This window comes from Cellulomonas algicola (assembly GCF_003851725.1).
Taxonomy (GTDB): Bacteria; Actinomycetota; Actinomycetes; order Actinomycetales; family Cellulomonadaceae; genus Cellulomonas; species Cellulomonas algicola.
The window spans coordinates 1-6,840 of record NZ_BHYL01000104.1 but is presented as its reverse complement, the minus strand read 5'-3'; the positions used below and the strand labels follow the sequence as shown (position 1 = coordinate 6,840).

Genomic DNA, 6,840 nt, shown 5'->3' with positions numbered 1-6,840 from the left:
GCCGTCCCGACGCCGCGCGTCGTCGGTACAGTGCTGACGAGTGCCTGCCGGAGGGGAGGCGACCGTGCGAGCGCACGGCGTCGGGACACCGCGAGTGCCAGCAGGTGACCAGGCGAGCGCACCGCGCGGCCCGCGTCGCCGGGGCGTCGTCGCGCCGACGGGCCCCCTCTCCGCGGACGCGCTGGTCGCGCTGCAGCGGACCGCCGGCAACCGGGCGGCCCGCCAGGCGGTCCGCCGTCAGCCTTCGCCGACGACTGCTCACCCGGTCGTGCAGCGCGCCCCGTACGGGCTCGACCTGCCGACGAGCCGGACCGCGTACGTCGACCAGGCCGCGCAGCTCTACCGGTCGAAGAAGGACCTGCCGCTCGAGGACTTCGTGAAGGCGGTCATGACGACGATCGCGGGCGAGCTCAAGGCCGCGGGCGTGCCGCTGTTCGCCTGGACCCTCGTGACGGACGCGGGGGCGGCCGGCTCGTTCGACTCGGAGACGTGGAAGGTGAAGATCAACACCGCGAGCTTCACCTCCGGCGACACACCCCCGCGCGTGCTCGGCGACCTGGACCCGCAGGAGGTCACGGAGGTCGTCGGCACGCTCTACCACGAGTCGCGGCACGCCGACCAGGACGTCGTCGTCCTCCGCTCGCTGCTCGCCCAGAAGCAGACCCCCGCGCAGATCCACGCGACGACGAAGATCCCGGTGGCGGTCGTCGAGGCGGTCCGCGCCACGACCTACGCCAAGCCCCTGGACGCCGACCAGGTGGCGCACGCCGAGCGCATGTTCGACGTCATGTACGGCAAGCACAAGGAGCTGCTCACGCTGCTCATGCAGCACTCCGACGCGTTCACCGGTCTCGACACACTCGCCCAGCCGGGTTCCGTGCTCGCCGACGGCGCCCCGCACGTCGCCGTCTTCACGACGTGGCAGACCGACGTGCTCCGGCCGAAGCTCACGGCGATGGCGGCCGCGAAGCGCCCGACGACGACCGAGAAGACGCTGCGCGAGCGGCTGCAGGCGATCGACACCGCGATCGCCCGGCTGTCCGCGGCCTGGACGAAGGTCACCCGGGCGAAACGGCCTGTGGCGTCGGACACCTCGGCGGTCCGGACGCAGGCCGGGAAGCTCCGCGACGCGGTCCTCGCCGCCTACCGGGGCCTCGAGGGCGAGGCCGACGCGTTCCGGGTCGAGGCGCAGGTCAAGGCGGCGTTCGCCACGAAGCTCGCGAAGCGGTGACCGCCGTCCGCCGCCGCGCGGCGCGCTCGCCGGCCCGTCCACGCGCTGCTCGGGACCTGCGGACGGTCGCGCGTCCGCCATCCGACCGTCCTTGACAGCATGCGGACGCCGTTCTCACACTCGAACCATGTCCGTCGTCCGGCCCCTGTCCGAGAACCCGCGTGCCGCGGGCGCCTCCGACGTGCTGCCGACGATCCGGTGTCTGTGTCGAATGTGTCGCTGACGACCTCGTAGTCAGCCGGTCCGCGTCGTCCCCGCAGGTGTCCTGCCTGGTCCGAGGGTGCGGACCCACGCGTCGACCGCACGCACCGCCGCTCCCTCGCCCGGGCCGCACGCCCGTGAGCGGAGCAGCACCCGACACCGCCCCACCGGACACCCCGGAGCCTCCCGTGCCTCAGCCCACCACCCGCGTCGACGTCCTGCCCATCCAGGAGGTCGTCGCCACCGCCTCCCCGACCGCCTGGCGCGACGGCATCGTCGTCGTGCAGGGCGACGCGCTCGTGACGGTCGCCCTGCTCGACGGCGGCACCCGCACCCTGACGACGCGTGCGACGCCCGAGCCCGGCGAGCCGGTCGCCGTGCACCCGGTCGCCGAGCTGCTCGCCGTCGGCGGCGTCTGGTTCGCGGCGCGGCCGACGGACGACGTCCGCTCCTGAGTCCGTCAGGCCGGCCGCGCTGTCCGTCGGGCCGGCCGCGCTCGCCTCAGGACGTGCTCATCGACCCCATCGCCGTGCGGCACGCGTCGACCATGGCACGGCACGCCGCGGCGCAGATGCGGCAGTGCTCGGACATCTCGGCGTGCATGTCGCACTCGGCCGCGCAGGCCTCGCCCATCGCGACGCACGCGGCCATCATCGACGTCATGACACCCATGTCGTAGCCCGCGGGCCGCATCATCATGCGCATCGTCGTGGTGGCGACGTCGCACGTGCTGGCGCACATGGACGCACATCGCCCCATGCCCTCGCCGCCGTCGGCGTCCGCGCACATCGTCGCCGCCATCGCCGCCGCGGAGCACGCCTCGATGCACGGCTGCATCGCGGTCATGTCCATGCCGGTCGTCTGCGTCGGCATGGACTTCATCATGTCGGCCATCATGCTCATCGCTCGTCCGCCCTCTCGCTCGTGTGCGCGCTGACCCTCGCGACGCTACGCCGGGCGGGTGGACGCGACCAGACCCGGGCACCGGGTCGGACGTCCCGCGGTGTACTTCACTGGTGAAGTACTTTGACGGCATGGTCGACGCACACGTCCCGCCCCTCACCGCGCAGGAGGAGCAGCTGCTGCGCGCGCTCGCGCGTGCGGTCGTCCGCGTCCCGCGCGCGTTCGAGCAGGACCTCGGCCGGGCCGTCGGGCTGCGCACCACCGAGTACTTCACGCTGCTGCACCTCACCGAGGCGCCCGACGGGCTGCGGATGGGCGAGCTCGCCGTCGAGTCCGGCCTGTCGCTGGCCGGCGTCACGCGCGTCGTCACCGCGCTCGAACGCCGCGGTCTCGTGGTACGGCGCCCCAGCACCGCGGACGGTCGCGGCTCCGAGGCGGTCCTCACCGATCCCGGGCGCGCACTCCTGGCCGAGGCGCGGCCGGCCCAGGTCGCGAGCGCCCGCCGACGCGTGCTCGACCGGCTCGACGGGATCGACCTGCAGCCCTGCCTCGACCTGCTCACCCGCATCGGCCGAGACTGACACGTGGAACGGGACACCATGACGACCGAGACCACCGAGTACGCCCGCTTCGGCCCCTGGGTCGACGAGGTGACGACGCCCGACGACGTGCCGCGGCTGTACCGCGACCACCCCCTCGACCTCACGTCGACCCGGCTGGTCCTCAAGGTGCCGCGCAACATCGCGCGACGCGACGCGCACCCCGGCATGGACCTGTACGACCACCTGCTCGTCCTCGACGACGCGCGCCTCACCGTGCTGAGCCGGACGGTCACGACCTCGCGGCGGGGTGCACCGGCCCTCACGCGCCCCTACGACGTGCGGGAGATCGCGCTCCGTGACGTCGCCGCCGTGCACGACGTCGTGAGCATGCTCGACGCGAGCCTCACCCTCCACCCGCGGACGGGCCGACCGCTGACGGTCCGGTACAACGGCTCGTCCCGGCAGACCGTCGACCGACTGGTCGACGCGCTCCGCGACTCGTTCCGGGCCGCACCCGCCGGATCGGTCGGCCGCCGCCTCCTCGACGCCGCCGACCTCACCGCCGCTCCCCCGCAGGACGTCCGCCTCGGCGGCGACGACACCGCCCTGCGCGCGGACGTCCTCGCGGTGGCGCGCCGGCACGCGCAGCTGCGCGCGTGGGCGTGGCACGAGCGTCGCGTCGTGCACCGGTACGGCCGCGGGCTGCGGGCGGCCGCGCACCGGCTGACGCACGCGGTCTCCCCGATGACGCTGCACGGTGCCGTCGTCGCGGGCGACGACCGGGCCCTCGAGGTGGTCGGGCGTCGCGCGTGGCTCGTGCGCGGCCGGACTCCTGAGCACTCGGCGTCCCGGCTCGTCGTCGGCCTGGCGACGATCGACACCGTCACCGCGCAACCGCACCCTGCGTACCAGGACACCGCCACGGTCACGATCCGGGCCGGGGACTGCGCGCTCGCCGCCGACCTGCCGGAGAGGTCGGCGGCGCACGTGCTGCTGTCCGGCGTCGCTGACCGTCACCCGGCCGTGAGGTGAGCACCTGACGGGCCGTGACATACGGTGAGGCGGTGAACGCGCACCCGTCGGCCCGCGAGCGTGCGGTGGTGCGGCATGCGACGGCGGCCGACGCCGGTGCGGCAGGGCGGGCGCCGATGCTCGCGCGGGTCACCGCCGAGCTCGCCTCGACCATGGACGCCGACGTCGCGGCCGACCGCCTCGCCCAGCTCCTCGTGCCGGCCCTCGCGGACTGGTGCGTCGTCACCCTCGTGGACGACGAGGAACCGCGGCCGGGACGTCGGCGCCTGCGCGACATCGCGACGTGGCACACCGACCCCGCGCTGCGCGCGGTCGTGGCCGAGTACGCCGCCGCGCGGATCGGCGCGATGTCCGAGCACGCGTTCCTCCTCGACGCGATCCGACGCGGCGAGCTGGTCGAGGTCCGCACGGGCGCCGCCGTCGCGCTCAAGGGCGTGCTGCACCCCGGTCGGGTGCACGGGCTGGTCGACACGCTCGCCCCGACGTGGCTCGTGGTGCTGCCGCTCGTGCGGGCGGGCCGCACGATCGGTGCGCTGTCGATGTTCGGCGCGGCACGCGACGCACTCGGGCACGACGAGCTCACCACGCTGCGCCAGGTGACCGCAGCGGCGGCGCTCGCGCTCGACAACGCGCGCCGCTTCCGGCAGCAGCGTGACGTCGCCGAGGCGCTGCAGCGCGCGCTGCTCACCGAGCCCGTCGAGCCCGACGACCTCGAGGTCGTCGTCCGGTACCGGCCCGCCGGCGAGTCGACGCACGTCGGCGGCGACTGGTACGACGCCTTCCTGCAGCCCGACGGAGCGACGATGTTCGTCATCGGCGACGTCGCGGGGCACGACATCGAGGCGGCGTCCGTGATGGGACAGCTGCGCTCGATGCTCCGCGCGATCGCCGTCACGACCAAGGACGGTCCCGCGGGCGTCCTGGCCCAGCTCGACGCGGCGATGCGCACGCTGCGGATCGGGACGCCCGCGACCGTCGTCGTCGCCCGCCTCGAGCAGACCGCCGAGGAGCGCGAGCGTGGCGTGACCCGCATCCGGTGGTCGTCGGCCGGCCACCTGCCGCCGATGGTCGTGGCGTCCGACGGGTCGGTCGTCGTGCTCGAGGCGCGCGACCACGGACCGCTCCTGGGCATCGTCCCGGACAGCCCTCGCAACGAGAGCGAGGTCGTCGTCGAGCGCGGCTCGACCCTCCTGATGTACACGGACGGGCTCATCGAACGGCGCGACCGCGACCTGCGCGCCGGGCTCGCGGAGCTGCGCCGGACGCTCGAGCGGGTCGGTGCCGAGCCGCTCGAGTCGCTGACCGACGCCCTGGTCGCCGAGCTCCCCGCCGATGCCGGCGAGGACGACGTCGCGCTCGTCGCCGTGCGGCTGCACCCGCAGGACGTCCGCGCGCCGCAGGACGACGACGGCGTGCCCGACGGCCTCGCCGCCCGAGCGCAGGTCACGGTCGCGCCCGACGCGGCCTCCTGACCTCCGCGTGGCCGCCCCGGACGAGGGCACGCTCGAGGTGCCGGGGTCACCGACCGGCCCTACATTCCGTGCCATGACCCAGACGACGCTCGCACCTGCACCGTCACAGCTCCGTGTCCCGTCGCGCGGTCGCCTCACGGGCGTCCGGGTCCGCGACTTCCGCCGCGGCGCGTGGACCGGTCCCACCGACCGCATCAGCCGCGCCGACGTCCTGCTGCAGCGCACCCCCGACGGGGACGTCGCGGTGCTCTCCCGCACGGGTGTGCTGCTCGGCCTCCTGCCGACCTCGTGGGTCCGGTCGGTCGACTTCGACCTGTGGACCGCGGAGCGCCGCGGTGCGACCGCCGTCGCGCAGGCCTACCTGGGCGGCACGCGCGAGGAGTCGGACCTCTTCGTGCTGCTCGGGTGGACGGGCCGCTGACCCACCGGCTCCCGCGACGGGCGTGGTGGCGGCCACCGCTGCGCCGGTCGTCGCCGCACTGCGACCCACCGCCCACCCCTCGGGACGCGCTCCCGGCCGGACCCTCCTAGCCTGAGGACGGGTCCAGCTCCGGTGCCGCACACCGCGGGACGGGGGCGGGCCCATGGAGCTGCGGACAGGCGCCGACGGTGGCACCGGGACGCACAGGACAGCGGTCGCCGCACGGCCCGGCCGGGTCGGCGAGCCGCACGACGCGCGCTTCCTCGACGCCGAGTACGTCCTGCCCCTGCGCTGGGAGCGCGACGACGACCTCGCCGACCTCACCGCGTACCTGCGCGACCTCGCACGGCACGTGCCCGTCACGGTCGTGGACGGCTCGCCGCCCGCGCGGTTCGCGGCGCACGCCGCCGCCTGGGGCACGACCGTCCGGCACGTGCGGCCCGCGCCGTGGCCGGGCGCGAACGGCAAGGTCGGCGGCGTCATGACGGGCGTCCGCCTCGCGCGCGCCGACGCCGTCGTGATCGCGGACGACGACGTCCGCTGGACCCCCGCGCAGCTGCGCACGGCCGTGGGGATGCTCGCCGACGCCGACGTCGTGCGCGTGCAGAACGTGTTCCGGCCGCTCCCCTGGCACGCGCGATGGGACACCGCGCGCACGCTGGTGAACCGCGGCCTCGGCGAGGACTTCCCGGGGACGCTCGTCGTCCGCCGCACGACTCTGCTGCGCGCGGGCGGGTACGCGGGCGACGTGCTGTTCGAGAACCTCGAGCTGCTGCGCACGATCCGCGCGGTCGGCGGGACCGAGCGGCGCGCCCCCGGGCTGTTCGTCGCGCGACGCCCGCCGTCGGCGCGGTACTTCTGGTCGCAGCGGGTCCGGCAGGCGTACGACAGCCTCGCGCAGCCGTCGCGCCTCGTCGCCGAGGCCGCCGTGCTGCCCGTGCTGGCGTGGTCGGCGCTCCGCCACCGGCCCGGCCCGGCGGTCGTCCTGGGCGCTGCCGCCGTGCTCGTCGCGTGGCGCGGGCGCGAGCGGGCCGGCGG

At 75.2% G+C, this 6,840-nt stretch carries 8 protein-coding genes; 7 read left to right on the top strand and 1 reads right to left on the bottom strand.

The annotated features are described in order from the left end of the window. The first annotated feature begins 94 nt into the window (after positions 1 to 94). Complete coding sequence (locus CTKZ_RS07985; RefSeq protein ID WP_124342450.1) at positions 95 to 1,231, top strand: hypothetical protein; 1,137 nt, start codon at positions 95 to 97, stop codon at positions 1,229 to 1,231. A 389-nt stretch (positions 1,232 to 1,620) separates the two neighbouring features. After that, positions 1,621 to 1,887, top strand: coding sequence for a nuclease (locus CTKZ_RS07980; RefSeq protein WP_124342449.1), 267 nt, complete (start codon positions 1,621 to 1,623; stop codon positions 1,885 to 1,887). A 46-nt stretch (positions 1,888 to 1,933) separates the two neighbouring features. Here CTKZ_RS07980 and CTKZ_RS07975 read toward each other — a convergent pair whose 3' ends face one another. Next, positions 1,934 to 2,335 (bottom strand): four-helix bundle copper-binding protein, encoded by a 402-nt coding sequence (locus CTKZ_RS07975; protein ID WP_124342448.1) that lies wholly within the window; start codon positions 2,333 to 2,335, stop codon positions 1,934 to 1,936. Positions 2,336 to 2,466: 131 nt separating this feature from the next. Between CTKZ_RS07975 and CTKZ_RS07970 the strand changes: the two genes are divergently transcribed. The 5 genes from CTKZ_RS07970 to CTKZ_RS07950 all read left to right on the top strand — a co-directional run. Further along, entirely contained in the window at positions 2,467 to 2,916 is a 450-nt protein-coding gene (locus CTKZ_RS07970; RefSeq protein WP_124342452.1) for a MarR family winged helix-turn-helix transcriptional regulator, read from the top strand. Between the two features lie 18 nt (positions 2,917 to 2,934). Next, entirely contained in the window at positions 2,935 to 3,909 is a 975-nt protein-coding gene (locus tag CTKZ_RS07965) for a hypothetical protein (protein WP_124342447.1), read from the top strand. Positions 3,910 to 3,941: 32 nt separating this feature from the next. Continuing rightward, the gene (locus CTKZ_RS07960; protein ID WP_235843402.1) at positions 3,942 to 5,381 is read left to right on the top strand and encodes a PP2C family protein-serine/threonine phosphatase; all 1,440 of its coding nucleotides are present in this window, start codon (positions 3,942 to 3,944) and stop codon (positions 5,379 to 5,381) included. Between the two features lie 73 nt (positions 5,382 to 5,454). Beyond that, a complete protein-coding gene (locus CTKZ_RS07955; RefSeq protein ID WP_124342446.1) occupies positions 5,455 to 5,802 on the top strand; it encodes a hypothetical protein in 348 nt (115 codons plus the stop codon). Positions 5,803 to 5,965: 163 nt separating this feature from the next. Then, the coding region (locus CTKZ_RS07950; RefSeq protein ID WP_124342445.1) for a glycosyltransferase family 2 protein at positions 5,966 to 6,840 on the top strand (875 nt) is incomplete at its 3' end.

Coding starts and splice junctions, on each gene's coding strand:
- CTKZ_RS07975 (WP_124342448.1), bottom strand. CDS start 2,335: ATGAGCATGATGGCCGACATGATGAAGTCCATGCCGACGCAGACGACC.
- CTKZ_RS07970 (WP_124342452.1), top strand. CDS start 2,467: ATGGTCGACGCACACGTCCCGCCCCTCACCGCGCAGGAGGAGCAGCTG.
- CTKZ_RS07965 (WP_124342447.1), top strand. CDS start 2,935: ATGACGACCGAGACCACCGAGTACGCCCGCTTCGGCCCCTGGGTCGAC.
- CTKZ_RS07955 (WP_124342446.1), top strand. CDS start 5,455: ATGACCCAGACGACGCTCGCACCTGCACCGTCACAGCTCCGTGTCCCG.